General features: G+C 71.7%; 25 protein-coding genes. 13 read left to right on the top strand and 12 right to left on the bottom strand.

Going from position 1 to position 24,460, the window contains the following annotated elements; translation table 11 throughout:
- Positions 1-73 precede the first annotated feature (73 nt).
- The 3 genes from J7E93_RS18385 to J7E93_RS18375 form a co-directional block, all read right to left on the bottom strand.
- Positions 74-859 (bottom strand): electron transfer flavoprotein subunit beta/FixA family protein, encoded by a 786-nt coding sequence (locus tag J7E93_RS18385; RefSeq protein ID WP_215070778.1) that lies wholly within the window; start codon positions 857-859, stop codon positions 74-76.
- A 198-nt stretch (positions 860-1,057) separates the two neighbouring features.
- Positions 1,058-1,573: a flavin reductase family protein gene (locus J7E93_RS18380; protein ID WP_215070775.1), complete on the bottom strand. Its 516-nt coding sequence runs from the start codon at positions 1,571-1,573 to the stop codon at positions 1,058-1,060.
- Between the two features lie 194 nt (positions 1,574-1,767).
- On the bottom strand, positions 1,768-2,088 hold the full coding sequence (locus J7E93_RS18375) for a thioredoxin family protein (protein ID WP_215070763.1): 321 nt from the start codon (positions 2,086-2,088) through the stop codon (positions 1,768-1,770).
- A gap of 235 nt (positions 2,089-2,323) precedes the next feature.
- Here J7E93_RS18375 and J7E93_RS18370 point away from each other — a divergent pair, with 235 nt between their 5' ends.
- Positions 2,324-3,046, top strand: coding sequence for a 1-acyl-sn-glycerol-3-phosphate acyltransferase (locus J7E93_RS18370; protein ID WP_215070760.1), 723 nt, complete (start codon positions 2,324-2,326; stop codon positions 3,044-3,046).
- 103 nt (positions 3,047-3,149) lie between these two features.
- Here the strand turns inward: J7E93_RS18370 and J7E93_RS18365 are convergent, their stop codons facing one another.
- The 5 genes from J7E93_RS18365 to J7E93_RS18345 all read right to left on the bottom strand — a co-directional run bounded on the left by J7E93_RS18365 (position 3,150) and on the right by J7E93_RS18345 (position 7,801).
- Positions 3,150-3,842, bottom strand: coding sequence for a B3/4 domain-containing protein (locus J7E93_RS18365; protein ID WP_215070757.1), 693 nt, complete (start codon positions 3,840-3,842; stop codon positions 3,150-3,152).
- A gap of 13 nt (positions 3,843-3,855) precedes the next feature.
- A complete protein-coding gene (locus J7E93_RS18360) occupies positions 3,856-4,458 on the bottom strand; it encodes a transglutaminase family protein (protein ID WP_215070754.1) in 603 nt (200 codons plus the stop codon).
- Between the two features lie 75 nt (positions 4,459-4,533).
- Entirely contained in the window at positions 4,534-5,613 is a 1,080-nt protein-coding gene (locus J7E93_RS18355; RefSeq protein WP_215071015.1) for a low specificity L-threonine aldolase, read from the bottom strand.
- Complete coding sequence (locus J7E93_RS18350) at positions 5,610-6,368, bottom strand: SDR family oxidoreductase (protein WP_215070752.1); 759 nt, start codon at positions 6,366-6,368, stop codon at positions 5,610-5,612. Before J7E93_RS18350 ends, J7E93_RS18355 begins: the two co-directional genes overlap by 4 nt.
- Positions 6,369-6,394: 26 nt before the next feature.
- Positions 6,395-7,801 carry a DUF6421 family protein gene (locus J7E93_RS18345; RefSeq protein ID WP_215070749.1) on the bottom strand — a complete coding sequence of 469 codons (1,407 nt, stop codon included), beginning with the start codon at positions 7,799-7,801 and terminating at the stop codon, positions 6,395-6,397.
- Positions 7,802-8,366: 565 nt separating this feature from the next.
- On the opposite strand from J7E93_RS18345, the gene J7E93_RS18340 reads away from it, so the two are divergent.
- Positions 8,367-9,050 carry a glycerophosphodiester phosphodiesterase family protein gene (locus tag J7E93_RS18340; protein ID WP_215070747.1) on the top strand — a complete coding sequence of 228 codons (684 nt, stop codon included), beginning with the start codon at positions 8,367-8,369 and terminating at the stop codon, positions 9,048-9,050.
- 3 nt (positions 9,051-9,053) lie between these two features.
- Here the strand turns inward: J7E93_RS18340 and J7E93_RS18335 are convergent, their stop codons facing one another.
- A complete protein-coding gene (locus J7E93_RS18335) occupies positions 9,054-9,605 on the bottom strand; it encodes a GNAT family N-acetyltransferase (RefSeq protein WP_215070745.1) in 552 nt (183 codons plus the stop codon).
- Positions 9,606-9,760: 155 nt separating this feature from the next.
- Here J7E93_RS18335 and J7E93_RS18330 point away from each other — a divergent pair, with 155 nt between their 5' ends.
- From J7E93_RS18330 to J7E93_RS18315, 4 genes are all read left to right on the top strand, one after another.
- Positions 9,761-10,336: a DUF5134 domain-containing protein gene (locus J7E93_RS18330; RefSeq protein WP_215070743.1), complete on the top strand. Its 576-nt coding sequence runs from the start codon at positions 9,761-9,763 to the stop codon at positions 10,334-10,336.
- A 130-nt stretch (positions 10,337-10,466) separates the two neighbouring features.
- A complete protein-coding gene (locus J7E93_RS18325) occupies positions 10,467-11,402 on the top strand; it encodes a M56 family metallopeptidase (RefSeq protein ID WP_215070741.1) in 936 nt (311 codons plus the stop codon).
- A 46-nt stretch (positions 11,403-11,448) separates the two neighbouring features.
- Positions 11,449-12,126, top strand: coding sequence for a phosphatase PAP2 family protein (locus tag J7E93_RS18320; protein WP_215070739.1), 678 nt, complete (start codon positions 11,449-11,451; stop codon positions 12,124-12,126).
- A 129-nt stretch (positions 12,127-12,255) separates the two neighbouring features.
- Positions 12,256-12,936, top strand: coding sequence for a TetR/AcrR family transcriptional regulator (locus tag J7E93_RS18315; RefSeq protein ID WP_215070737.1), 681 nt, complete (start codon positions 12,256-12,258; stop codon positions 12,934-12,936).
- On the opposite strand, the gene J7E93_RS18310 is transcribed toward J7E93_RS18315, so the two are convergent.
- Positions 12,921-14,432, bottom strand: coding sequence for an LVIVD repeat-containing protein (locus tag J7E93_RS18310; protein ID WP_374105399.1), 1,512 nt, complete (start codon positions 14,430-14,432; stop codon positions 12,921-12,923). The two genes, J7E93_RS18315 and J7E93_RS18310, sit on opposite strands and share 16 nt — an antisense overlap.
- Before the next feature lie 202 nt (positions 14,433-14,634).
- Between J7E93_RS18310 and J7E93_RS18305 the strand changes: the two genes are divergently transcribed.
- Both J7E93_RS18305 and J7E93_RS18300 read left to right on the top strand, forming a co-directional pair.
- Positions 14,635-15,285 carry a DUF305 domain-containing protein gene (locus J7E93_RS18305; RefSeq protein ID WP_215070733.1) on the top strand — a complete coding sequence of 217 codons (651 nt, stop codon included), beginning with the start codon at positions 14,635-14,637 and terminating at the stop codon, positions 15,283-15,285.
- A gap of 85 nt (positions 15,286-15,370) precedes the next feature.
- Positions 15,371-16,807 carry an FAD-dependent oxidoreductase gene (locus J7E93_RS18300; RefSeq protein WP_215070731.1) on the top strand — a complete coding sequence of 479 codons (1,437 nt, stop codon included), beginning with the start codon at positions 15,371-15,373 and terminating at the stop codon, positions 16,805-16,807.
- A gap of 153 nt (positions 16,808-16,960) precedes the next feature.
- Here J7E93_RS18300 and J7E93_RS18295 read toward each other — a convergent pair whose 3' ends face one another.
- Positions 16,961-17,320 carry a helix-turn-helix transcriptional regulator gene (locus J7E93_RS18295; RefSeq protein WP_215070729.1) on the bottom strand — a complete coding sequence of 120 codons (360 nt, stop codon included), beginning with the start codon at positions 17,318-17,320 and terminating at the stop codon, positions 16,961-16,963.
- Between the two features lie 128 nt (positions 17,321-17,448).
- On the opposite strand from J7E93_RS18295, the gene J7E93_RS18290 reads away from it, so the two are divergent.
- On the top strand, positions 17,449-18,531 hold the full coding sequence (locus J7E93_RS18290) for an NADH:flavin oxidoreductase/NADH oxidase (protein WP_215070727.1): 1,083 nt from the start codon (positions 17,449-17,451) through the stop codon (positions 18,529-18,531).
- A 145-nt stretch (positions 18,532-18,676) separates the two neighbouring features.
- Entirely contained in the window at positions 18,677-19,762 is a 1,086-nt protein-coding gene (locus J7E93_RS18285) for an exo-alpha-sialidase (RefSeq protein ID WP_215070725.1), read from the top strand.
- Positions 19,763-20,172: 410 nt separating this feature from the next.
- Here J7E93_RS18285 and J7E93_RS18280 read toward each other — a convergent pair whose 3' ends face one another.
- Entirely contained in the window at positions 20,173-20,373 is a 201-nt protein-coding gene (locus tag J7E93_RS18280) for a hypothetical protein (protein WP_215070723.1), read from the bottom strand.
- 296 nt (positions 20,374-20,669) lie between these two features.
- Between J7E93_RS18280 and J7E93_RS18275 the strand changes: the two genes are divergently transcribed.
- Genes J7E93_RS18275 through J7E93_RS18265 form a run of 3 tightly spaced genes read left to right on the top strand, consistent with a single transcriptional unit; the run spans position 20,670 to position 24,432 of the window.
- Positions 20,670-21,659, top strand: coding sequence for an NAD-dependent epimerase/dehydratase family protein (locus tag J7E93_RS18275; RefSeq protein WP_215070721.1), 990 nt, complete (start codon positions 20,670-20,672; stop codon positions 21,657-21,659).
- Positions 21,660-21,700: 41 nt separating this feature from the next.
- On the top strand, positions 21,701-23,365 hold the full coding sequence (locus J7E93_RS18270) for a carbamoyltransferase C-terminal domain-containing protein (protein WP_215070719.1): 1,665 nt from the start codon (positions 21,701-21,703) through the stop codon (positions 23,363-23,365).
- Complete coding sequence (locus tag J7E93_RS18265) at positions 23,362-24,432, top strand: glycosyltransferase family 2 protein (RefSeq protein WP_215070717.1); 1,071 nt, start codon at positions 23,362-23,364, stop codon at positions 24,430-24,432. Before J7E93_RS18270 ends, J7E93_RS18265 begins: the two co-directional genes overlap by 4 nt.
- Positions 24,433-24,460 lie beyond the last annotated feature (28 nt).

The following is a 24,460-nucleotide window of genomic DNA, read 5'->3' as shown; positions in this document are numbered from 1 at the left end:
GCGGACTTCAGCGGCTCGCGCGAGCCCTTAGATACTGTGTTGGCCCGGGGGGCGACCCCCGGACCCCCAGCAGCTAGATGAACTTCTGGCTCGCGAGGAACTCGGCGAGCTGCTTGCCGCCCTCGCCCTCGTCCTTGACGATCGTGCCGGCCGTGCGGGCCGGACGCTCCGCCGCCGAGTCGACCGCGGTCCAGGCACCCTCCAGGCCCACTTCGTCGGCCTCGATCTCGAGGTCGGAGAGGTCCAGGGACTCCACCGGCTTCTTCTTGGCGGCCATGATGCCCTTGAAGGACGGGTAGCGCGCCTCGCCCGACTGGTCGGTCACCGACACGACGGCCGGGAGCGACGCCTCCAGCTGCTCCGAGGCGGTGTCGCCGTCACGGCGGCCCTTCACGACGCCGTCCTCGATCTTCACCTCGGACAGCAGCGTGACCTGCGGGACGCCCAGACGCTCGGCCAGGATCGCCGGCAGCACGCCCATGGTGCCGTCGGTGGAGGCCATACCCGCGATGACGACGTCGTAGCCGGTCTTCTCGATCGCCTTGGCGAGCACCAGCGAGGTGCCCATGACGTCGGAGCCGTGCAGGTCGTCGTCCTCGACGTGGACAGCCTTGTCGGCACCCATGGACAGCGCCTTGCGCAGCGCGTCCTTGGCGTCCTCGGGGCCGACCGTGAGCACGGTGACCTCGGCGTCGTCCGCCTCTTCGGCGATCTGCAGCGCCTGCTCGACCGCGTACTCGTCGAGCTCCGACAGCAGGCCGTCGACGTCGTCGCGGTCGACGGTCAGGTCATCGGCGAAGTGCCGGTCGCCGGTGGCGTCGGGCACGTACTTCACACAGACAACGATCCTCAAGCTCACGCCGGCTCTCCTACTGCATCGTCATTACTGGGCTGCCTTGTTGCTCGCAGCATAGGCGCCTGAAGGGCGGGTTTCCGGTCGGGGCACCAACGCCCCGACCGAGATATTACTCGCCAGTACACCCAATCCGTTACCAGTAAGCAAGCGCTCAGGCGTGTGACCTTGCCAACGCCCTGCCGAGGCGGTCGGGCCGGGTCCTCAGTCGCGCAGAGCGGTGAAACGACCCTGGTGGTAGAGGAGCGGCCGGCCCGCGCCGGCGGGGTCCCCGGCGACGACCTCGGCGATCACGATCCGATGGTCCCCGGCCGGGACCCGGGCCACCACACGGCAGACCAGCCAGGCGAGGACGCCGTCGAGCACCGGCACCCCCTCGGGGCCCACGCTCCAGCGCGTCGGGGCACCGAACCGGTCGGCCCCGCTGCGGGCGAACGTGGCGGCGAGCTCCCGCTGGTGCTCGCCGAGTATGTGGACGCCTATGTGCTCGGCCTCGGCCACCACGGGCCAGCTGGAGGAGGTGGTGCCCACACCGAAGGAGACCAGGGGAGGCTCGGCGGCGACGGAGTTGAGGGAGGTGGCGGTGAAACCGACGGGGCGCTCCCCGTGGGCGGTGATGACCGCGACCCCGGCGGCGTGCTGCCGGAAGACGGAGCGGAGGAGGTCGGGAGAGGCCTGCCGCGGGGCGTCGATGGTACGGAGCTCGGGCGAAACCGTCATGGAATTGTCCTTCTGGGGCGTCGTGAGGGCGGTGCGGGGCTTCTCAGACACCCGGACAGCGCGCGCTCGCGTTGCGGGCCAGGTCGACGTGGGCCCGCCCGTGGAGAAGGAGTTCTTGGGGCACCCGGCCAGCCTGACGATCGTTGGCCGGTGCAGTCAAGCGCGTCCCGGGATGTGGGAGATGTGTCACCGCGTCAGACGGCCCGGCCGAGAGCCGCGATGACATCCGCCCGGCGGGGCTGCCCCGCGGCCCGGACGACGATCCGCCCGGCGCGGTCGAGGACCAGGACGGTGGGGGTACGGGCGATGCCCAGCCTCCGCACGAGATCCAGGCGCTCCTCCGCGTCGATCTCGACGTGTCCCACGCCCTCGATCATGGCGGCGACCTCGGCGAGCGTCCGGCGCGTGGCGCGGCAGGGCTGGCAGAAGGCGGTCGAGAACTGGACCAGGGTGGCCCGCTCCCCCAGCGGGGCGCCCAGCTCCCCGGCACCCACCATGTCCGCCCGCCCACCCATGTCCGCTGTCCCTGTCCTGCCCCTGTCCTCTCCTACCGCCCCGTGCAGCGTCCCACGGCACCGTTCGATTCCCGCCACGACCACCGGGCGTGACGAGAATCTCCCCGTACGAAGCCGTCAGGACTGGTCACGACGGCCCACATGGGGCACGATCTGCCCAAAGCCGAAAACCTACGGCTGCGTAACTTCCGCCGGGAGAACCCTCCCCAGGCACAGAAGAAGGGGTCCCTCTCAGATGGCAGAACTCGTCTATCGGCCGGTCATCGGCGCCGCACGCACCATGTTCAAGGCGCTCGACCTGAAGATCGACACCCAGGGTTCGGAGCACATCCCGCGGACGGGCGGCGCGGTGCTCGTCAGCAACCACATCAGCTATCTGGACTTCATCTTCACAGGCCTGGCCGCGCTTCCGCAGAAGCGTCTGGTGCGCTTCATGGCCAAGGACTCGGTGTTCCGGCACAAGATCTCGGGCCCGCTGATGCGCGGCATGAAGCACATCCCGGTGGACCGCTCCCAGGGCGAGCACGCCTACCAGCACGCGCTGGAGTCGCTGAAGGCCGGGGAGATCATCGGCGTCTTCCCCGAGGCGACCATCTCGCAGTCGTTCACGCTGAAGAGCTTCAAGTCGGGTGCGGCGCGCCTCGCCCAGGAGGCCGGTGTGCCGCTCATCCCGATGGCGCTCTGGGGCACACAGCGCGTGTGGACCAAGGGCCGGCCGCGGAACTTCAAGCGCAGCCACATCCCGGTGACGATCCGGGTCGGCGAGCCGATGGAGGCCCCGGCCGACCAGTACGCGGGCGCCATCACCCGGCGTCTGCGCGAGCGCGTCCAGGAGCTGCTTGAGGCCGCCCAGCGCGCCTATCCCGTACGCCCCAAGGACGCGAGCGACACCTGGTGGGTGCCCGCGCACCTCGGAGGTACGGCGCCGACTCCGGCCGAGGTCAAAGAGGCCGGCTGAGACCGCAGAAGCCGGCTGACGTCGCAGTGGCTGACTGAGACCACAGAGGCCGGCTGAGACCATAGAGGCCGGCTGGGGCACGGCCGCGCCGCGCCCCACGACCTCACTCCGGGGTGCCGACGGTGACGCGGGCGCCGGGGTTCAGCTTCTCCAGCGACTCGGCGAGCTCCGTGCCCGCCGCCAGGAGCTCCTCGCGGGTCATGGGGGTCAGCGACTCCAGCAGGAAGATCGCGTTGACGGTGTCGTCGTCGATGCGGGTGCGCGGACCCTGGCGCCAGTTCCACCGTCGGCAGGTCACGCCCGCCTCGTCGCACCAGATGACCTCGCCCGGCTCGGGGTGCTCGACGGTCTCCTCGCCACCGACCATGGTCACGAACGACTCCTCGCCGGTGGCCCGGACGAGCCTCATCGAGCCCTGGATCTTGTCCAGGTCCTCGCCGCCGACCGGGATGAGATGGGCGACGCTGATCGCGTTGTAGGCGTCGACGAGCCGGTTGATCCGCGGCAGTCCGCCGTCCGCCAGGGCGCGCTTGGCCAGCGCCTCCGCCGAGTTGCGGGTGCGGGAGGGCTTGGCCCCGAACGCGGAGTAGGCCGCGCGCCAGGCGGCGACGTGCGGGTCCTTGTCCGGCGCCTGTCCGTCGAGCCGCTCGGCGAGGCGTCGGGTCGCGTCGTCGAGCAGGGCCGAACTGGCCTCGTCGCTGGGCCCGTTGACCAGGCCGTGGGCCTCGATGGCCAGGTGGGTGAAGCCGGGCACGAGGGCACGCACCTCGTCGGACACCGTCAGGGTGAGGGGCATCGTCGTCCTTGCGTCAGAGTTCGGTCGGGAGGGCCCGCGAGAGTTCCGACCGGTTCTGCGCCGACTGCAGGGCATTCAGGACGGCCGGATGCGGTTCACTATAGAGCACCGGATAATCCACTTCAGTGAACTCCGGTCGAACGGGCCAGGCCAACCGCTCCTCGTCGAGCGAGAACTGGGCGTCGACCACGCCGGGCAGGTTCCCGCGGGCGTCCTGCCGCGCCCATTCCGACGCCCCGGGCAGCCTGAGGGCGATCAACCCGTGGACGGCCGGGTTCGATCCGTCGTCGTCGGTGAGCCGCTGATAGCAGAGCGCGGCCGGGATGGACCGGGCGCGCAGCAGCGCGGCCAGCGCGTGCGACTTCGCGTAGCAGATGCCGGTGCGCTGGGCGAGGACGTCGGAGGCCCGCCAGGTGACTCGGGTGTCGCCGGTGTCGAAGGAGTGCGGAATGGTGTCCCGTACGAACTCGAAGGCCGCCTTCGCGTATGAGTATGCGTCAGGATGGTCGGCGCGCAGCCGCGCCGCGGTCTCTCGCACGAGCGGGTGCTCATGATCGATGACACCGTCCGCTGCGAGGTAGGCGGAGAGTTCTGGTTCCTTCTGGATCAGTTCCATGGGCCATGAGCGTAGAAATGCGGCCGACCGGAGTCAATCGATTTCCGGTCGGCCGCATAGCTATGCAAGCACTGGTCAGCGTGCCATCTCTTCCTTGAGCGCCTGGAGGAACGCGTCGACGTCGTCCTCCGTGGTGTCGAAGGAGCACATCCAGCGCACGTCGCCGGCGGCCTCGTCCCAGAAGTAGAAGCGGAAGCGCTTCTGCAGGCGTGTGCTGACCTCGTGCGGCAGCCGCGCGAAGACCGCGTTGGCCTGTACGGGGTAGAGGATCTCCACCCCGTCCACCGCGCGCACGCCCGCCGCGAGGCGCTGCGCCATCGCGTTGGCGTGCCGGGCGTTGCGGAGCCACAGGTCCTTGGCGAGCAGCGCCTCCAGCTGCACCGACACGAAACGCATCTTGGACGCGAGCTGCATGGACAGCTTGCGCAGGTGCTTCATGTGGCTGACCGCGTCCGGGTCGAGGACGACCACGGCCTCGCCGAACAGCATGCCGTTCTTGGTGCCGCCGTAGGAGATGACGTCCACGCCCACCGCGTTGGTGAACGCCCGCATCGGGACGTCCAGCGAGGCGGCGGCGTTGGCTATCCGGGCTCCGTCGAGGTGGACCTTCATGCCCTTGGAGTGGGCGTGCTCGACGATGGCCCGGATCTCGTCCACGGTGTAGACCGTGCCCAGCTCGGTGTTCTGGGTGATCGAGACGACCTGCGGCATGGCCCGGTGCTCGTCCTCCCAGCCCCACGCCTGGCGGTCGATGAGCTCCGGGGTGAGCTTGCCGTCCGGCGTCGGTACGGTGAGCAGCTTCAGGCCGCCCATACGCTCGGGCGCACCGCCCTCGTCCACGTTGATGTGCGCGGACTCGGCGCAGATCACCGCACCCCAGCGGTCGGTCAGCGCCTGCAGGGCGGTGACGTTCGCCCCCGTGCCGTTGAAGACCGGGAAGGCCTCGGCGCCGGGGCCGAAGTGGCTGTGGATGATGCGCTGGAGGTGCTCGGTGTAGTCGTCCTCGCCGTAGGCGATCTGATGACCGCCGTTGGCGAGCGCGATCGCCGCGAGCACCTCCGGGTGGGCGCCGGCGTAGTTGTCGCTGGCGAAGCCCCGGACCGACGGGTCGTGGTGACGACGCGCGTCGGTCCTGGAGGGCAGTGCCGGGGTCACGGCTTGGGGGTCAGCCACAGACGCTGTCCATTCACTTCCTGTGCGGGCCGGTCCCAGACGCCGGCGATGGCATCTGCCAGGTCCTTGACGTCGGTGAAGCCCGCGAACTTCGCATTCGGGCGCTCGGCGCGCATGGCGTCGTGCACCAGTGCCTTGATCACCAGGATGGCAGCCGCCGCCTTGGGACCGTCCTCGCCCCCCAGCTTGCGGAAGTCGTCACCGAGCGCGAGGGTCCACGCCTCGGCCGCCGCCTTGGCCGCGGCGTAGGCCGCGTTGCCGGCGGTCGGCTTGGAGGCGCCCGCCGCGCTGATGAGGATGTATCGGCCGCGGTCGCTGCGCATCAGCGGCTCGTGGAAGGCGAGCGAGGTCGACTGGACCGTACGGATCAGCAGCTTCTCGAGGAAGGCCCAGTCGGCGAGGTCCGTCTCGGCGAAGGAGGCGCTGCCGCGCCAGCCGCCGACGAGATGGACGAGCCCGTCGATCCGGCCGAACTCCTTCTCCGTCTTGTCCGCCCACTCGCGTGCGGCCCCGACGTCGAAGAGGTCGACCGTGTCACCGACGACCGTGGCCCCGCCGTGCGCGTACCGGGCGGCGTCGACCGCCTCGGCCAGGCGCGCGGGGTCGGCGTCCGAGGCGACGACGACGGCGCCGGCCTCGGCCAGGCGCATGAGCGCCGCCCGGCCCGCCGGGCCGGCCGCTCCCGCGACCGCGATGACGGCACCCTCCAGCTGACCGCCGTTCCCGTTGCCGTTCATGGTCGTCGCCTCCTCCGAAACTGGGTTCACGCGGCAGCCTGCTCGGTCCGGGAAGCGTTCGCGGCGGTGATGCCCTTGGTCGCGGCGATCACGCCCTTGAGCTTCTTGGACAGGGCCTCATAGAACATGCTGAGCGGAAATTCGTCCGGAAGCACGTCGTCGACGAGCTTGCGGGGCGGCTGCGTCAGGTCCAGGGCGTCGGGGCCCTTGGCCCAGCGCGAGCCGGGGTGCGGGGCGAGGTAGGTGGAGACGAGTTCGTACGCCTTGAACCAGTGGACCAGCTTGGGGCGGTCGATGCCCTCGCGGTACAGCTTCTCGATCTCGCCGCAGAGCTGGTTGGTGACCTCGGGGGCGCGCTGCCAGTCGATCTTGAGCGTGTTGTCCGTCCAGCGCACCACGTCGTGCTGGTGGAGGTACGCGAAGAGCAGCTGGCCGCCCAGACCGTCGTAGTTGCGGTTGCGGTCGCCGGTGACCGGGAAGCGGAACATCCGGTCGAAGAGGACGGCGTACTGCACGTCACGGCCGTGGGCGTTGCCCTCGGCCTCCAGCTTCACGGCCTCCTTGAAGGCGGTGAGGTCACAGCGCAGCTCCTCCAGGCCGTACATCCAGAACGGCTGGCGCTGCTTGATCATGAAGGGGTCGAACGGCAGGTCGCCGTGGCTGTGGGTGCGGTCGTGGACCATGTCCCAGAGCACGAAGGCGGACTCGCAGCGCTTCTGGTCCTCGACCATGGCGGCGATGTCGTCGGGCAGCTCGATGCCGAGGATGTCGATGGCGGCCTCGGTGACCTTGCGGAAGCGGGCGGCCTCGCGGTCGCAGAAGATGCCGCCCCAGGTGAAGCGCTCGGGGGCCTCGCGCACGGCGATCGTCTCGGGGAAGAGGACGGCCGAGTTGGTGTCGTACCCGGCGGTGAAGTCCTCGAAGGTGATGCCGCAGAACAGCGGGTTGTCGTAGCGGGTGCGCTCCAGCTCGGAGAGCCACTCCGGCCAGACCATGCGCAGCACGACGGCTTCGAGGTTGCGGTCCGGGTTGCCGTTCTGCGTGTACATCGGGAAGAGCGCCAGGTGCTGGAGCCCGTCCACGCGGTCGGCGGCCGGCTGGAAGGCCAGCAGGGAGTCCAGGAAGTCCGGCACCTCGAACCCGCTCTCGACCCACTTGCGCAGGTCGGCGACGAGCGCGCGGTGGTACGCGGCGTCGTGCGGGAGCAGCGGGGAGAGCTGCTCCACCGCGGCCACGATCCGGTCGACCGTGAGCTCGACCAGGGCGCGGGAGGGGGCGCCCTCGGCCTCGAAGTCGATGGACCCGTCCTTGCTCTGCCAGGGACGGATCTCCTCCACGGCATTCTTGAGCTCGGGCCAGGCAGGGTGCTGAGTCACCGGAGCAGCGGTGGATATCCCCCCACCGGTCACGTCCTGCACAAGAATTTCCGTCATTCCTCTTCCTCCACAGGAGAACCTCGCGTCACGACACCGTATCCATCCGCGGTTCCTCCCCACAAGTGGGACGGAAGAAAATTATCCTGCGCTACCCCCATGGTCACCGCTGTTTTTCCTGTCGGGCAGGGTTGAGGCGATCGCATCCGCAGCACCGGTGAGGGCGCGCCGGGCGTCGTCGAGGTACTCGGCCAGGGCGAGGAAGCCATGGCCCGGGACCGCCGTGGCCCCGCGCTCGCCGGTCATTGCTGGACGGGCGGCCCTGCCGTGGGCCCGGGGACGGTGGGGAGCCGGCCCGTCGGCCCGGGACGGACGGGGGCGGGGAGGCCGCCCATCGGCCCGGGACGGACGGTAAGGACGGCGAGCCGGTCCGGCGGCCCGGGGAGGGCGGCGAGCCCGGGCCCGGCGCACGGCCCTGAGGGTCGCCAGGCGCCGGGGGGCGATCCGCCGTCCGGGGAACGGCACGTTCCGACGAGGCGCGCGCGTGCGCTTCCCTCTTGCGCCGAAGCCATTAGGCTGCGCCCTCAGGGACCCGGGCCCGGACATCGACGGAAGCGAGAAGATCTTGAGTTTCCTCACCATCGGTCATCGCGGAGTCATGGGCGTCGAGCCCGAGAACACCCTGCGCTCCTTCGTCCGCGCCGAGCAGGCCGGCATGGGCGCCATCGAACTGGATCTCCACCTGAGCAAGGACGGCGCCCTCGTCGTCATGCACGACCCCGACGTCGACCGGACGACCGACGGCAGCGGGGCGATCGCCGAGCTGACCCTCGCCGAGCTGCGTGAGCTGGACGCCGGCGAAGGGGAGCGCGTCCCGGTCTTCGAGGAGGTCCTGGACGCGGTCGGGTCTCCGGTCCAGGCCGAGATCAAGGACGTGGCGGCCGCCCAGGCGCTCGCCGAGGTGATGAACCGGCGCGACCTGACCGGTCGCGTCGAGGTGCTGTCCTTCCACGACGAGGCCCTCGCCGAGATCGCCCGGCTGGTCCCCGGCGTCCGCACCGCGCTCGTGGCCGACGACTGGGACGCGGACGTCGTGGACCGGGCCAAGGCGGTCGGAGCGGGCGCCCTCGTCCTGAACATCCAGCACCTCACGCTGGAGACGGTCGAGCACGCCCACCGGGAGGGACTGCGGGTGATCGGCTGGGTGGTGAACACCCAGGACCACCTGCGGCTCGCCCGGGCCCTGGAGCTGGACGGCGCGACGACCGACTATCCGGAGATCCGCCGCACCGGCCGCTTCACCGCCTGAGCGTCAGACCAGCTCCTTGACCAGGAGCTCGAACTGCAGATCGTCCCGCTGCGGGACGCCGAAGCGCTCGTCGCCGTACGGGAACGGGCTCATCTCCCCCGTACGGCGGTAGCCGCGCCGCTCGTACCAGGCGATGAGTTCCTCGCGCACGGAGATCACCGTCATGTGCATCTCCCGGGCGTCCCAGATCTCCCGCACACGGCGCTCCGCCTCGGCGATGATGCGACGGCCGAGGCCGCCGCCCTGGTGCTCCGGACGGACCGCGAACATGCCGAAGTAGGCGGCGGCGCCCCGGTGTTCGAGCTGGCAGCAGGCGACGATCTCGCCGTCGCGCTCGACGACCATCATGCGGCTGCCCGGGGTGGTGATGACCGCGCGCACGCCCTCGGCGTCGGTGCGCTGCCCCTGGAGGATGTCCGCCTCGGTCGTCCAGCCGGCCCTGCTGGAGTCGCCCCGGTAGGCCGACTCGATGAGGGGGACGAGCGCCGGGACGTCGTCCTCGACCGCCTCGCGGTAGCTGATCCGGCCGGAGTCCTGGGACGTGGCGGTGTCCATGGTGTTCGGTTCTCCCCTCGGGACGCTGACGATCGGTGGAGGCGATCACCCCGAGCGTAACGCCCCGTCGCGTGCTCCCCGCGTACGCCTGTGCGCTCCCGTACGCACGGCCCTGTCCGGGCATCGACGGAGGAGGGGACGACGGGAGGTGTGCCGTGCACGGACCGGCGTTGTCGGCGTGGTTGATGGTGGCGCTGTGCGGGGCGAGCGGGGCGTACTGCCTGCTGCGGACACGTCGCTGCGCCGGCGAGGAGCGCAGGGCGGCGGGGAGCGAGGCCGTGATGGGCTTCGGCATGGCGGCGATGGCGCTGCCCGCCGCCGTGCTCACCCCGCCGGACTGGAGCTGGGCGGTGTACGCGGCGGTGTTCGGCGTGGCGGCGCTGCGTGTGCTGCCGGCGGCCGGGCGCGGCGGGCACCATCTGCACCATCTGGTCGGCTCCTTGGCCATGGTCTACATGGCGGTGGTCATGGCGTTCCCGGCGCAGGGAGGGCACGGAGTTCACGGAGCGTATGGGGGGCACGGCGCCGGGGTCGCGGGGGGCGCGCCGCTGGTGACGGGCGCGCTGCTCGTGTACTACGCCGTGTTCGTACTGAGGTCGGGGGCACGGCTCGTCCCGCTCGCGGCCCCGGCGGGCGGGCTGCCGGCGGCGTGGACCTCGCGGCCCGAGTTCGCCCTCGTCTGCCGGCTGTCCATGGCGCTCGCGATGCTGGCGATGCTCGTGACGCTGTGACGCCGTGCCGCGGGGGCGGGGGGCGGGGGGCGGGGGCGCCCACGGCACGGAGTGATCTCGAAACCGTGGCGTACGTCACTTGCCGTGCGAGGCCATACCCCCGAGTAGCCCGCGCTCATAGGCTGGCCACATGTTGGTCTCCCTCGCGTTGCTCGCGCTCGGCGTCCTGACCGCCGTCGTGGCCCCGCGGCTGCTGTCGCGGTCCGACTGGGCGGAGCGCGAGCCGGTGGTGGCGCTCTGGGTGTGGCAGTGCGTGGTGGCGGCGGTGCTGCTGAGCTTCGCGCTGTCGATGACGTTCAGCGCGGCGGCGGCCTGGCAGGTGGTACGGGGCCAGATCTTCGCGCCTGCGCCGCGCGGGGTGATCGAGGCGTACGAACTGGGGACCCACCGGCCCTGGTCGGCGGCGCTGGCGGTCGTGCTCGCCTGCGGCGGGCTGTGGACCGCGGCCATGCTCACCCGGGAGATCAGCCGGGCGCGAGCGCGCCGGCGGCAGCACCGCGGCGAACTCCTCGTGCGCGCCCCGCTGTTGCCGGGCGAGCTGCCCGACAGCGAGCGCCTCGTCGTCCTGGAGGCCGAACGGCCTGACGCCTGGTGGCTGCCGGGCGCCGCGCCGCGGCTGGTGGTCACGACGGCGGCCCTGCGCCGGTTGAAAGGGCGTCAGCTCGATGCCGTACTGGCCCACGAGCAGGGACACGCCCGGGCCCGCCACGACTGGCTGCTGCACTGCTCCGGGGCGCTCGCGGGCGGGTTCCCGGGGGTTCCGGTCTTCGCGGCCTTCCGCGGGGAGATGCACCGGCTCGTGGAGCTCGCCGCCGACGATGTCGCCTCGCGCCGCTTCGGGCGGCTGACGATCGCGCTCGCCCTGGTCGAACTCAACGAGGAGCGTGGGGTGTTCGGCCCCGGTCAGGCGCCGGACGCCGATCTTCCGCAGCGGGTCGACCGGCTGCTCGCGGCGGCTCCGCGGCTCACGGCGGGGCGCCGGCTGCGGTTGACGGCGGCGGCGGCGCTGGTGCCGGCGGCTCCGGTCCTGGTGGCGTTCGTCCCCGCGCTGCGGGCGCTCGGATAACGGCGGGCGACTGCGGGACGGGGAGAGGGTCGGGGAAGATCGACGCATGCGCTCCTCCGCCGTGGTCTCCGGTGCTCTGGCCGTACTGCTGCTCGTCCTCGTGGCCGTCGGCTGGCATCCGCTGCTCTCCCTGGACCGAACGGTCGCCGACGCGCTGCACCGCAGCGCCGTCGCCGAGCCGGGCTTCACCCGGCTCAACCGGGTCCTGACCGATTGGGTGTGGGATCCATGGACCATGCGGGCATTGATCACCGTCGCGGTGGTGGCGCTGTGGTGGCGCCGGGAGAGGTGGCTCGCCCTGTGGCTCGTCGGAGCGAGCCTGCTGGCGGCGGCCGTGCAGCAGGGGATGAAGGCTGTCGTCGGCCGCAGGCGGCCCGTCTGGCCCGATCCGGTCGACTCGGCGCAGTACGCGGCCTTCCCCTCCGGTCACGCCCTGACGGCGGCGTTGAGCTGCGGGCTGCTGCTCTGGGTGCTCGCCCTGCACTGGCGGGAGACCTGGCGGGGCTGGAGCGTCCTCGCGGTGGCGGCCGTGGTGTCGGTGCTGGGCGTGGGGTGGACCCGGGTCTATCTGGGGGTGCACTGGCCCTCGGACGTCGTCGCCGGCTGGCTGCTGGGCTGGTGCGGGGCGGCTGTGGCGATCATCACGTACCGGACCTACGGGCGGGGCGCCGACCGGAGGGACGCCTCGGGGGGCGATCGGAGGAAAATGGGGGAAACGCACTGAAGCCGTCTGTTCTGGACGATCCCCCGCGTCGCCCAGAACAGACGGCAAATCCGCTGACCAGCCACGAAGGCGCGCCAGCAGGATGCGCTGAGTATATTGGCTGCGAGCCAGTCAACGCAGGAGTCAAGCATGTCCCCGCGTAGCGCATCGGTCAATGAAGAGCTTCGACGACGTTCTCGCGAGCGGTTGCTGGAGGCGACGGTCGAGCTGGTCTCGGAGCGCGGTTACGAGGCGACGACGCTGGGCGACATCGCCGAGCGGGCGGGCTCGGCACGTGGTCTGATCTCGTACTACTTCCCGGGGAAGCGGCAGCTTCTGCAGTCGGCCGTGCACCGGCTGATGCACCTCACGCTGGAGGAGGCGCTGGAGCGCGAGCCGCGGACGGGCGACGGGCGGGAGCGGATGGCGCGGGCGATCGACGCGATTCTGGGCCTGGCGGTGGACCGCCCCATGCTGATGCGGACCCATATGGCCGGGATCCTGCAGGCCGAGGGGTTCGTGCAGTGTCCGGAGCAGCAGCGGCTCGCCTTCCTGCTGCGGGACACCGTGACGCGGTACGGCTCGGACGATGTGGACGCGGACTATCCGCTGCTGCGGGCGCTGTTGATGGGTGCGGTGGTGGCGGTGCTGCTGCCGGGCGCGCCGATGCCCATGGCGCGGCTGCGGGCGGAGCTGTTCCACCGGTACGGACTCGACTGGGAGCAGGGCATGCCGCCGGGCGGAGGTCCGCCCGACGGCATGCCGTTCACGGTGTCGGCGTTACCGCGTCAGCCGCGTCAGCCGCGTGAGCCGCGTCAGTCCTCGAAGTAGTCCGGCTGGGTCTGGACGTTGAGCGCGTCCATCCGGATCCGCTTCGCGGGGTCGGTGCGGCGGTCGTCGAGCTTCAGCACGTCGAAGCCCTTGGCGATGTCGTTGGAGTAGATGTAGCCGTTGTAGTAGTACGCGGACCACGAACCGCCCGTGGTGATGCGGTCGGTGCCGAGCGGACCGCGCTCGAAGTACGCGATCTCCTTCGGCTTGGCGGAGTCGGTGAAGTCCCAGACCGACACGCCGCCCTGGTACCAGGCCTGGACCATCAGGTCCTTGCCCTTGACCGGGATCAGCGAGCCGTTGTGGGCGACGCAGTTCTCGGTGTTCGCCTGGTGGCGGGGGATCTTGAAGTAGCTGCGGAAGACCAGCTTGCGGTTCTTGCCCTTGCCGACGATGTCGTAGATGCCGTCGGCGCCGCGGTTGGGGCCGACGGCCTCGTTGCAGGTCGCGCCGGAGCCGCCGCCGAGCTCGTCGGTGAAGACGACCTTGTCGGCCTTCTGGTTGAAGGTCGCCGAGTGCCAGAACGCGAAGTTGACGTTGTCCTGGACGCGGTCGATGACCTTCGGGTTCGCCGGGTCCTCGATGTCGAAGATGATGCCGTCACCCATGCAGGCGCCGGCGGCGAGGTCCTTGGAGGGCAGCACGGTGATGTCGTGGCAGCCGGTGGTCTTGGAGACACCCGGGTTGGTGGGACCGCCGGGGTTGCCGCCGCCGTCCGGGCCCTCGCCCGGGAAGAGGACGGGGAAGCTGACGATCGCGGCCTTCTCGGGCGCCTTGCGGGGCACCTTGATGACCGAGATGCCGTCGTGCGGGGGCTGGCAGTCCGGGAACGCGGCGTTGGGCGAGTACGAGGAGACGTAGATGTACACGTCCTTGCGCTCGGGCACCAGCGTGTGGGTGTGGGAGCCGCAGGCGGTCTCGACGGCGGCGACGTACTTCGGGTTGGTGATGTCGCTGATGTCGAAGATCTTCATGCCCTCCCAGGAGGACTTCTCCGTGGCCGGCTGGCTGACGCTGGCACAGGAGTTGTCGCTGCGGGAGGAGTCGGTGGAGAGGAAGACCAGGTTGCCGGAGACGGAGATGTCGTTCTGGGATCCGGGGCAGAGCACTTGGGCGACCGTCTTCGGGGCCTTCGGGTCGCTGATGTCGAAGATCCGGAAACCGTCGTAGTTGCCCGCGAAGGCGTACTTGCCCTGGAAGGCCAGGTCGGAGTTGGTGCCCGGGAGCGCATCCTTGGGGATGTTCACCAGGTGCTCGATGTTGTCGCTGTGGACGATCTCGTCCACGCCGGGTATCTCGCCGCTCCGGATGGCGGACCGGGTGTCGGCCGCCTGTTCCGAGGAGACCGTGCCCTGCGCGGGGGCGTCGCCCGGGTCGGGTGTGGCGGCCGCGGGGCCGGCCGCGAGCAGACCGACCAGCAGTCCGGTGGCGGCGGTAGCCACACCCAGACCTCTGATCCGTGCGCGCGGGGTACGCGTGGTTCGCAACGAAGTCACTCCGTCCTCCCTTGTGTCCGTCCGTAGTTGAACGGTCATTGGACCCCGGCAGTATCGTCCTTAGCGTGCACATCTCAACAGATGGCAACACAGACGTAATGAAGGTTTTTGATCAACGCCCCGTGGAAGCGTGCTAGGAACGGTCCCCGGCCCATGTCCCGGATCCCTGTCCGGGGCCCCGGAAGTACCCCTGGAGGTCGCTTTGTTGAACCGCCGTATCCGTGGAGCTGTCGCCGCGGCGCTGGCCGTCACCGCCGTGTGGGCGCTGGCCGCCTGCGACTCCGGACCGGACAGGGGCACGCCGCGGAGCCAGGGCTCCACGGGCCCCGCGGTGGTGGCGCCGGGCAAGCCGGGCGAACCGGCGCGGAGGATATCGCCCGCGGAGGCGTCCCGGCTGCTCCCCGACGACAAGCCCAACGCGGCGGACTTCACCTATGCGCAGATGATGATCGTGCACCACCGGCAGGCCCTCACCATGACCGCGCTCGCCCCGCAGCGGGCCGCCTCCACGCAGGTCAAGAAGCTGGCGGAGCGGATCGCCGCGGCGCAGCAGCCGGAGATCGGCGCGATGGAGGGTTGGCTGAAAAGCAACGGCGGCCCGCGCGAGCAGAGCGGTCACGACCATCACACGATGCCGGGGATGGCGACCGAGGAGCAGCTGGCCGAGCTGACGAAGGCGAAGGGCGCGGCGTTCGACGCGCTGTTCCTGAAGCTGATGATCACGCACCACGAGGGAGCGGTGACCATGGCGGCCGAGGTTCTGGGGCAGGGGAACAACGTGCTGGTGGAGGAGATGGCGAACGACGTGATCGCCCAGCAGACGGCGGAGATCAACCGGATGCGGTCGATGTAGGGCGTCGCGCGCCTCCCGCGGGAGGGCTTCCGGTGCCATGCTGGAAGCCCGGCGGGAACACCCCGCGGCGGGAAGGAGTACGACCGTGCTTCGTGTCGCTGTCGTCGGTTCCGGGCCCAGCGGGGTCTACACCGCCCAGTCGCTGGTCCAGCAGTCGCTCGTGCCCGGAGTGCGGGTCGACGTCCTGGACCGGCTGCCCTGCCCGTACGGCCTGGTCCGCTACGGCGTCGCCCCGGACCACGAGAAGATCAAGTCGCTGCAGCAGAATCTGCGTGCGGTCCTCGAGGACGAGCGGATCGGGTTCATCGGCAATGTGGAGGTCGGAGCGCGGGGAGTGACCCCGGCCCGGCTCCTGGAGCTCTACCACGCCGTCGTGTACTGCGTGGGTGCGGCCCGGGACCGGCGGCTCGGGGTGCCGGGCGAGGACCTGGCCGGCAGCTTCTCGGCGACGGACTTCGTCTCCTGGTACAGCGCGCACCCCGACGCCGCGGGCAACGGCTTCGGCCTCGATGGCCGCTCCGCGGTGGTGATCGGGGTCGGCAACGTGGCGGTGGACGTCACCCGCATCCTGGCCAGGGGCGCGGACGAGCTGCGGCCGACGGACGTGCCGCATGGCGCGCTCACGGCGCTGGAGGCCAGCCGGGTGCGCACGGTGCACATGGTGGGACGGCGCGGCCCCGGGCAGGCCAAGTTCACGACGAAGGAGCTGCGGGAACTGGGCGGGCTCCCCGGCGCCCGCGTGCGGGTGGAGCCGGCCGATCTGGCCCTCGATCCGTCGTTCGCCGACCCGTCGGGGCTGCCGGCCGTGAACCGGCGCAATGTGGAGGTCGTGCGGGGCTGGGCGGCGGACGGCGCGGACGAGACGCACGGCGTGGACGAGACGTACGGCGTGGGCGGCGGGAACGGAACGGGCGGCGGAGACGAAGCGGGCGGCGCGAGCGGGTCCGACGCGGCGCGCGTCATCCGGCTGAGGTTCTTCCTGCGTCCCGTGGAGATCCTCGGCGAGGACGGCCGGGTGGCGGCGGTCCGCTTCGAGCGGACCGAGCCGGACGGCGCGGGGGGTGTACGGGGGACGGGGCGGTACGAGGAGATCGAGGCCCAACTCGTCCTGCGGGCCGTCGGCTACAAGGGGGTCGCGCTACCAGGGCTGCCCTTCGACGAGGCGAGCGGCACGGTCCCGAACGTGGCGGGCCGCGTCCTGCGGGACGGCGCGCCGTCCGTGGGCGAGTACGTCGCCGGCTGGATCAAGCGCGGGCCGACGGGCGTCATCGGGACCAACCGCCCCTGCGCCAAGGAGACGGTGACCTCCCTGCTCTCCGACGCGGCGGAGCTGGCCGTGCGGACGGTCGCGGCCGACCCGCTCGACGCCCTGCGCGAACTCGGCCAGGAGCCGGTCCCCTGGCCCGGCTGGCTCTCCATCGAGCGCGCGGAGTCCGCACTCGGGCACTCCCTGGGGCGCGGCCAGGTCAAGATCCCGGACTGGGCGGGCCTGCGGGCGGCGGCACGGGAGGGCGGGGCGTAGGACGAGGGTTGGCGGGCGGTACGGGGGCGGGATCGGCGTACGGGTCCGGCCTCAGGGTGTACGCCGACTCAGCACGTGTCCCGGCTCAGGGCGTACGCAGGCCCAGCAGGTACGCCCGCTCAGGGTGTGTCCGGGCTCAGGGTGTGTCCGGGCTCAGGGTGCGTCCGGGGCGCCCTGGCGGCGAGCCTGGGCGTCGGCCGCGTCGAGGACGCTGTCGAGGAGGCCCGGGAAGAGGGCGTCCAGGTCCTCCCGGCGCAGTGCGTTGAGCTTGGCCGTGCCCCGGTAGATCTGCTGGATGACCCCGCTCTCGCGGAGCACCCGGAAGTGGTGCGTGGTCGTCGACTTGGTCACCGGCAGGTCGAAGTGGGAGCAGCTCAGCTCGGTCCCCTCGCGCGCCATGTCGCTGACGATCCGCAGCCGCACCGGGTCCGACAGGGCGTGCAGCACGCCCTCCAGGTGGATCTCCTCCCGCGCGGGGTGGTCGAGGACCCGAGGGTTGGTCGCGGTCGTCACGGTGGTGGCTCCACTTCGTCCGAGGGGTACCCGCCCATTGTACGAGAATCCTCGTAGTTTGACAGATGGCGTACTACGATGGGTATCGTACGAGCATCCCTTCGAGGCACCCCGAAACGGAGTCCGTCATGAGCGTCGCCCTGTTCGAGCCCTACACCCTGCGGTCGCTGACCATCCCGAACCGTGCCTGGATGGCCCCCATGTGCCAGTACTCCGCAGAGGTGTTCGGCCCGAACGCGGGCGTCGCGAACGACTGGCACTTCGCCCACTACGCCTCCCGCGCGACCGGCGGAACCGGCCTGATCCTCGTCGAGGCGACCGCCGTCGCCCCCGAGGGCCGGATCAGCCCGGCCGACCTCGGTCTCTGGAACGACACCCAGGTCGAGGCGCTGCGGCGTATCGCCGGCTTCCTCAAGGAGCACGGCACCGTGCCCGGGATCCAGATCGGGCACGCCGGCCGCAAGGCGTCCACCGACCGTCCCTGGGAAGGCCGCGGCCCGGTCGCCCCCGGCGGTCACGGCTGGCAGCCCGTCGGGCCGAGCCCCGTCGCGTTCGCCGAGGGTCACCCCGTACCGACCGAGCTGACGACCGAGGCGATCGAGACGATCGTCGGGCAGTTCGCCGACGCCGCCCGCCGCGCCCTCTCGGCCGGCTTCGAGGTCATCGAGGTGCACGGCGCCCACGGCTACCTCATCGGCGAGTTCCTCTCGCCGCACAGCAACCGCCGCACCGACGCGTACGGCGGCTCGTTCGAGAACCGCACCCGTCTGGCCCTCGAAGTGGTCGACGCGGTGCGCGCGGTGTGGCCGGAGGAGCTGCCGGTCTTCTTCCGGATCTCCGCCACCGACTGGCTGGAGGAGCAGGGCTGGACCGTCGACGAGACCGTCCGCTTCGCGGGCCTGCTGCGGGAGCACGGCGTCGACCTCCTCGACGTGTCCAGCGGCGGCAACGGCGGTCCGGCCCGTATCCCGGTCGGCCCCGGCTACCAGGTGCCTTTCGCGGCCCGGGTGAAGGCCGAGACCGGGCTGCCCGTCGCCGCGGTCGGGCTGATCACGGAGAGCGAGCAGGCCGAGAAGATCATCGCCAACGGGGAGGCCGATGCCGTCCTGCTGGGGCGCGAGCTGCTCCGCGACGCCTCCTGGGCCCGCCGGGCCGCGCGGGAGCTGGGCGCCGAGACCCACGCCCCGGACCAGTACGCCTGGGCGATCTGAGACCCGCCCGCTCCCCCGCCGCCTCCCCGGGCCGGACGCCGAACACGCCTCCGACCTGGGGAGAAGCGCGTTCCAGAGGCCACTGTCAGTGGTCGGGTGCAGACTGGCCGCTATCCGCGACAACGACGTCCTGGAGGTGTCGGCCATGCCCGACGTAGTACTGACCGTAGGCACCCGCAAGGGTCTGTTCATCGGCCGCAGGCGCGGCGGCCGATGGGAGTTCGACGACCCCCATTTCAACGCGCAGGCCGTGTACTCGATCGGCATCGACACGCGCCGCGCCACACCGCGCCTCCTCGTCGGCGGGGTCAGCGACCACTGGGGTCCTTCGGTGTTCCACTCCGACGACTTCGGCGCGAGCTGGACCGAGCCGCCGAAGCCGGCCGTCAGATTCCCGCAGGACACCGGTGCTTCGCTGGAGCGGGTCTGGCAGCTGCATCCGGCGCCCGCCCACTCCCCCGACGTGGTCTACGCGGGGACGGAGCCCGCCGCGCTCTTCAGGTCCGAGGACGGCGGCATGTCCTTCGAGCTGGTGCGCCCGCTCTGGGAGCACCCCACGCGGTCCCGGTGGCAGCCCGGAGGCGGCGGCGAGGCCGTGCACACGATCGTGACCGACCGGCGCGATCCGGACGCGGTGACGGTCGCGGTGTCGGCGGCCGGGGTGTTCCGCACGACGGACGGCGGAAAGAGCTGGGCCCCCTCCAACCGGGGCGTCTCCGCGGTCTTCCTGCCCGACCCGAACCCGGAGTTCGGCCAGTGCGTGCACAAGATCGCTCAGGACGCGGGGGACCTGGACCGGCTGTACCTGCAGAACCACTGGGGGGTGTTCCGCAGCGACGACGCGGGGGCCAAGTGGACCGATATCGGGTCCGGCCTGCCGTCCGACTTCGGCTTCGCCGTCGCCGCGCATCCGCATCGTGCGGATGTGGCCTATGTGTTCCCCATCAACGCCGACAGCGACCGGGTTCCCGCGGGCCGGCGCTGTCGTGTCTACCGTACGAACGATGCCGGGGAGAGCTGGGAGCCGCTCACGGCCGGGCTGCCGGACGACGACCACTACGGCACGGTGCTCCGGGACGCCCTGTGCACGGACGACGCCGACCCGGCGGGCGTCTACTTCGGAAACCGCAACGGCGAGGTGTACGCGAGCGCGGACGACGGCGACAGCTGGCAGCTCCTCGCCGAACACCTGCCGGACGTGCTCTGCGTGCGCGCGGCGGTCGTCGGATAGGGCGCGGGGACGTGCTCTACGTGCGTCCGGCGGTCATCGGATAGGGCGCGGCGACGTGCTCAGCGGTCGGGCGTGCGTGCGGCCCCGTCCGATGACCGCCGGGCCATGGCGCGCGGCCCCGCGGTCGGGATCGCCCGTCCGGCGGTGGCGCCCCGGACGCAGGCCCGGCGGGCTCACGGCGGCCCGGCGGCCCGGTCGCCCGTGCGGCGGTCGCGACGGCACCTGCCGGGTACTGCCCCCGGCAGGTCGACGGCACCTGCGAGGACACGCCCGCGCAGGTACCGTCACCTGACCGGGGGCCGGACTTCTCAGGGCTCGTCGGGCCGCCGGGCCGGCGGTACCCGGCAGGTCGACGGCACCTGCGGGGACAGCCCGCGCAGGTGCCGTCCCCTGACCTGGGGCCGGACTTCTCAGGGCTCGTCGGGCCGCTGGGCCGGTGGGGTTCCGCCGCCTCGGCCGCCGCCCTTTCCGCCCTTGTCCGTACCGTGCGCCTTGCCCCGCTCGGTCTTTCCAGGATGACCCGGCTGCCGCGCCTTCAGCTCGGCGCTGTCCTGCGGTGTGGCGGCGCCCTTGTCGCTGCGCCGCTGCTCACGACTCTGCGGACCACTCACGACGACTCCTTCCGGCGGCCCCAGGGCGTCGCCGTTGCGGCGGCCCCTGCTGCCTGGGCGGTGCCCTGCGGTCCCGTACGCAAACGCGGCAGCGGTTCCGGCCGGGCAGCTCGGCGCTGTTCACCTGGTCGGACCAGTTCGCGTGGCGACCACCGTCCTCCCGACGGAGTATGGAGCACGACGCTCGAGCACCCCCGGCCGGCGCCTTCCCTCGGCGCGCGGGGGCGTTGTCCGCCTTGCAGCCGTTTTCCAGGCCGCGGTTCGCCTCCCCTCCCTCTGCGATGGAGGAATTCACCATGGCAACTTCATCCAGTCCCCGTTGGGAGCACGCCGTCGTCACGGGCGGTGCCGGCTTCGTCGGTTCGCATCTGTGCGCCACGCTGCTCGACGAGGGCGTGGCGGTGACCTGTGTCGACGACTTCAGCACGGGGCGGCGGGAGAACATATCCGCGTTGCTCGACCGCCCGGAGTTCACCCTGCTGGAGGCCAACGTCTCCGAGCCCTTCCACATCGACCGGCCGGCCGATCTCGTCCTCCACTTCGCGTCGCCCGCGTCCCCCGCCGACTATCTGCGCCTTCCCCTGCACACCCTGGAGGTCGGCAGTCTGGGGACGCGGAACGCCTTGGCGGTCGCGCACCGTTCGGGAGCGCGGTTCGTCCTCGCCTCCACGTCGGAGGTGTACGGCGACCCTCAGGAGCATCCGCAGAACGAGCGGTACTGGGGCAACGTCAACCCCGTCGGGCCGCGCAGCGTCTACGACGAGGCGAAACGTTTCGGCGAGGCGCTCACCACGGCCGAGGCGTCGGCGCACGGGACCGACACGGCGATCGTCCGGCTCTTCAACACGTACGGACCCCGGATGAGGGGGTACGACGGACGCGCGGTGCCGACCTTCATCCGGCAGGCGTTGGCCGGCGAGCCCCTGACGGTCACCGGTGACGGGCGGCAGACCCGGTCGCTGTGCTACGTGGACGACACGGTCCGGGGCATCCTCGCGACGGCCGCCCACACGATGCGCGGCCCGGTCAACCTCGGCAACCCGGCCGAGATCACCATGTTGGACCTCGCTCGCTGGATCGTCGAACTCACGGATTCCCGTTCGGAGATCCGGTTCATCGAGCGGCCCACCGACGATCCCGCCGTCCGCTGCCCGGACATCACGCTGGCCCGCGACAAGCTCCAGTGGGAACCGACGGTCCAGGCCGAGGAGGGGCTGCGCCGCACCATCGCGTGGTTCCGCGGCCAGGGCGCCACCGAGTCCCCCGCCACGCGCCTCCCCCGTTGAGGCAGCAGCCGTAGCCCGACAGCGGAAAGGCCCTCACCACCATGCGAGTTCTCGGAATCAACGCACTCTTCCACGACCCCGCCGCCGCCCTCGTCGTCGACGGACGGACGGTCGCCGCCACGGAGGAGGAACGTTTCTCCCGACGCAAGCACGGCAAGCGTCCCGTGCCGTTCTCGGCCTGGGAACTGCCCGAGCAGGCGGCCCGCTGGTGCCTGAAGCAGGCAGGACTGGAGCCGCAGGACCTCGACGCGGTCGCGTACTCCTACGACCCGGCCCAGGCGCTGCCGGCCGACGCCATGGGTCTGTACGATCCGTGGGACCATCTGCGCCAGACGTACGCGCGTGAGGCCCCCGGATTCCTGAGGACCGCGCTCCCCGGGCTCGACCCCGGAATCGTCCGCTTCGTGGGCCATCACATGGCGCACGCCGCGTCGAGCGCCTTCGCCGCGCACGACGCCGAGACCTCCTCGGTGCTCGTCCTCGACGGCCGCGGTGAGCGCAGCTCGCACCTGGCCGCCCGGCGGACCGGCGACCGCATCGAGCCGCTGTACGCCCAGGACCTGCCCGAGTCGCTCGGTCTGGTCTACGAGGAACTCACCGAGCATCTCGGCTTCCTGCGCTCCTCCGACGAGTTCAAGGTGATGGCGCTCGCCTCGCACGGCACCCCCCGCATGCTGGCCGAGCTGCGCCGGTACGTGCATCCGACCGGCGAGGGCGGGTTCCGCGCGAGCGGAGTGCCCTGGGGCGAGCTGTGCCCGCCCCGCGCCCCCGACGAGCAGTGGACCCAGGACCACGCCGATGTCGCGGCGAGCGCGCAGGCGGTTCTGGAGGAGACGATGCTGGACCTGGTGCGCTGGCTGCACGGACGCACCCACGACCGGGTACTGACGCTCGCCGGCGGTGTGGCGCTCAACTGCGTGGCCAACTCGCGGATCGCGCGCGAGGGCCCCTTCGCGCGGGTGTGGGTCCAGCCGGCGGCCGGTGACGCGGGTACGGCGCTGGGCGCGGCCCTGCTGCTGTCGGCGGGTGCGGGCGACGCCCCGGAGCCGATGCGGGGGGCCGACCTCGGCCGGGAGTGGTCGGACGCGGAGCTCGGCGGCTGGCTCAAGACCGCCGCCGTCCCCTTCGAGCGGCCCCCCGACATCGCCGCCACCGTCGCCGAGGCGCTGGCCGACAACGCCATCGTGGCCTGGTTCCAGGGGCGTTCGGAGTTCGGACCGCGCGCGCTCGGGCACCGCTCGCTGCTCGCCCACCCGGGCCACGCGGGCAACCTGGAGCGGCTGAACGACGTCAAGGGACGCGAGCAGTTCCGACCGGTCGCACCGATGGTGCTGGCCGACCGCGCGGCCGAGATGTTCGACGGCCCGCTGCCCAGCCCGTACATGCTCTTCGTGCACGATGTCGCGGCCGACTGGCGGGAGCGCATCCCCGCCGTCGTGCACGTGGACGGCACGGCACGGATCCAGACCGTGGACCGGGCCCAGGAGCCGCTGGTGGCGCGCATGCTCGACGAGTTCGAGCGCCGCACCGGTCTTCCGGTCGTCGTCAACACCAGCCTGAACACGGCGGGACGGCCGATGGTGGACGACCCGCGTGACGCGCTGGAGTGCTTCGGATCCTCGCCGGTCGACCTGCTGGCCATCGGCCCGTACGCGATCCGGCGCGGCGAGGCCTTCCGCTCCGGCGCCAACGGGTGGTCCCGGTGACGGCCACCGGCCGGGCGGCGCCCCCGTACGCGGTGGTGGTGCCGACCCTCGGCCGGCCCAGCCTCCACCGCTGCCTCGCCGCTCTCGCCGCGTCCGCAGGGCCGAAACCGGCTCGCGTGGTGATCGTGCACGACCGCCCCGGCGACAACGGGTCGGTGCCGGACCTCGCCGTCCCCGAGGCGCTCCGGCCCCTCACCACCGTGGTTCCGGGCCGGGCGTGCGGTCCGGCGGCGGCCCGGAACACCGGGACGGCGCTGGCCGGCCCGGTGCCCTGGATCGTCTTCCTGGACGACGACGTGGTGCCGTCGGACACATGGGCCGAGGATCTCGCCCGAGACCTCGCCTCGGCGTCGGACACCACGGCGGCCGTCACCGCCCGGATCGACGTACCGCTTCCCGAGGACCGCCGCCCCACCGACTGGGAGCGCAACACCGCGGGCCTGGCCACCGCCCGCTGGATCACCGCCGACATGGCCTTCCGCCGAGCGGCGCTGGACGCCTCCGGCGGGTTCGACGAACGCTTCCGGCGCGCGTACCGGGAGGACGCCGACCTGGCCCTGCGGCTGCTGGGCGGGGGCTGGACGCTCGCGGCGGGGACCCGCCGGACCACCCATCCCGTACGGCCCGCCGACCGCTGGATCTCCGTACGCCAGCAGGCCGGGAACGCCGACGACGTCCTGATGACACGGCTGCACGGACCGGACTGGCGGTACCGGGCCGGCGCCCCCCGCGGCCGCTTCCCGCGCCATCTGGCCGTGGCCGCGGCCGGCGTCGCGGCCCTCGGCTGCGCCGCGTTCGGGTCACGGAAGGCCGCTGCGGTGTGCGGCGCGCTGTGGCTCACGGGAACCGCCGAGTTCGCCGTCGCACGCGTCGCCCCCGGACCCCGTACCCGGGAGGAGATATCCCGCATGCTCCTGACGAGCGCCGTCATCCCTCCCGCCGCCGCCTGGCACCGGCTGCGCGGCCATGTCGTCCACCGTGGCGTCCGCCCCCTCGGCCCGGCCCGTCCGCCGGACGTGCGCCCCGCCACGGCCGACGCGTCGCGCGCCGCGGAGGTGGCGTCATGACCGGCCGCTCCCCCGGCCGGCTCCGCGC

This window comes from Streptomyces sp. ISL-36 (assembly GCF_018614205.1).
Lineage (GTDB): Bacteria > Actinomycetota > Actinomycetes > Streptomycetales > Streptomycetaceae > Streptomyces.
The sequence above is the reverse complement of the archived record's forward strand: the minus strand, read 5'-3'. Positions and strand labels throughout refer to the sequence as shown.

Excerpts from the sequence above, each read along its gene's own strand:
- J7E93_RS18370 (WP_215070760.1), top strand. The coding sequence starts at position 2,324 with ATGGCAGAACTCGTCTATCGGCCGGTCATCGGCGCCGCACGCACCATG.
- J7E93_RS18365 (WP_215070757.1), bottom strand. The coding sequence starts at position 3,842 with ATGCCCCTCACCCTGACGGTGTCCGACGAGGTGCGTGCCCTCGTGCCC.
- J7E93_RS18290 (WP_215070727.1), top strand. The coding sequence starts at position 17,449 with ATGAGCGTCGCCCTGTTCGAGCCCTACACCCTGCGGTCGCTGACCATC.
- J7E93_RS18335 (WP_215070745.1), bottom strand. The coding sequence starts at position 9,605 with ATGGACACCGCCACGTCCCAGGACTCCGGCCGGATCAGCTACCGCGAG.
- J7E93_RS18350 (WP_215070752.1), bottom strand. The coding sequence starts at position 6,368 with ATGAACGGCAACGGGAACGGCGGTCAGCTGGAGGGTGCCGTCATCGCG.
- J7E93_RS18375 (WP_215070763.1), bottom strand. The coding sequence starts at position 2,088 with ATGGGTGGGCGGGCGGACATGGTGGGTGCCGGGGAGCTGGGCGCCCCG.
- J7E93_RS18320 (WP_215070739.1), top strand. The coding sequence starts at position 11,449 with ATGCGCTCCTCCGCCGTGGTCTCCGGTGCTCTGGCCGTACTGCTGCTC.
- J7E93_RS18345 (WP_215070749.1), bottom strand. The coding sequence starts at position 7,801 with ATGACGGAAATTCTTGTGCAGGACGTGACCGGTGGGGGGATATCCACC.
- J7E93_RS18325 (WP_215070741.1), top strand. The coding sequence starts at position 10,467 with ATGTTGGTCTCCCTCGCGTTGCTCGCGCTCGGCGTCCTGACCGCCGTC.
- J7E93_RS18315 (WP_215070737.1), top strand. The coding sequence starts at position 12,256 with ATGTCCCCGCGTAGCGCATCGGTCAATGAAGAGCTTCGACGACGTTCT.
- J7E93_RS18380 (WP_215070775.1), bottom strand. The coding sequence starts at position 1,573 with ATGACGGTTTCGCCCGAGCTCCGTACCATCGACGCCCCGCGGCAGGCC.
- J7E93_RS18360 (WP_215070754.1), bottom strand. The coding sequence starts at position 4,458 with ATGGAACTGATCCAGAAGGAACCAGAACTCTCCGCCTACCTCGCAGCG.
- J7E93_RS18275 (WP_215070721.1), top strand. The coding sequence starts at position 20,670 with ATGGCAACTTCATCCAGTCCCCGTTGGGAGCACGCCGTCGTCACGGGC.
- J7E93_RS18270 (WP_215070719.1), top strand. The coding sequence starts at position 21,701 with ATGCGAGTTCTCGGAATCAACGCACTCTTCCACGACCCCGCCGCCGCC.
- J7E93_RS18285 (WP_215070725.1), top strand. The coding sequence starts at position 18,677 with ATGCCCGACGTAGTACTGACCGTAGGCACCCGCAAGGGTCTGTTCATC.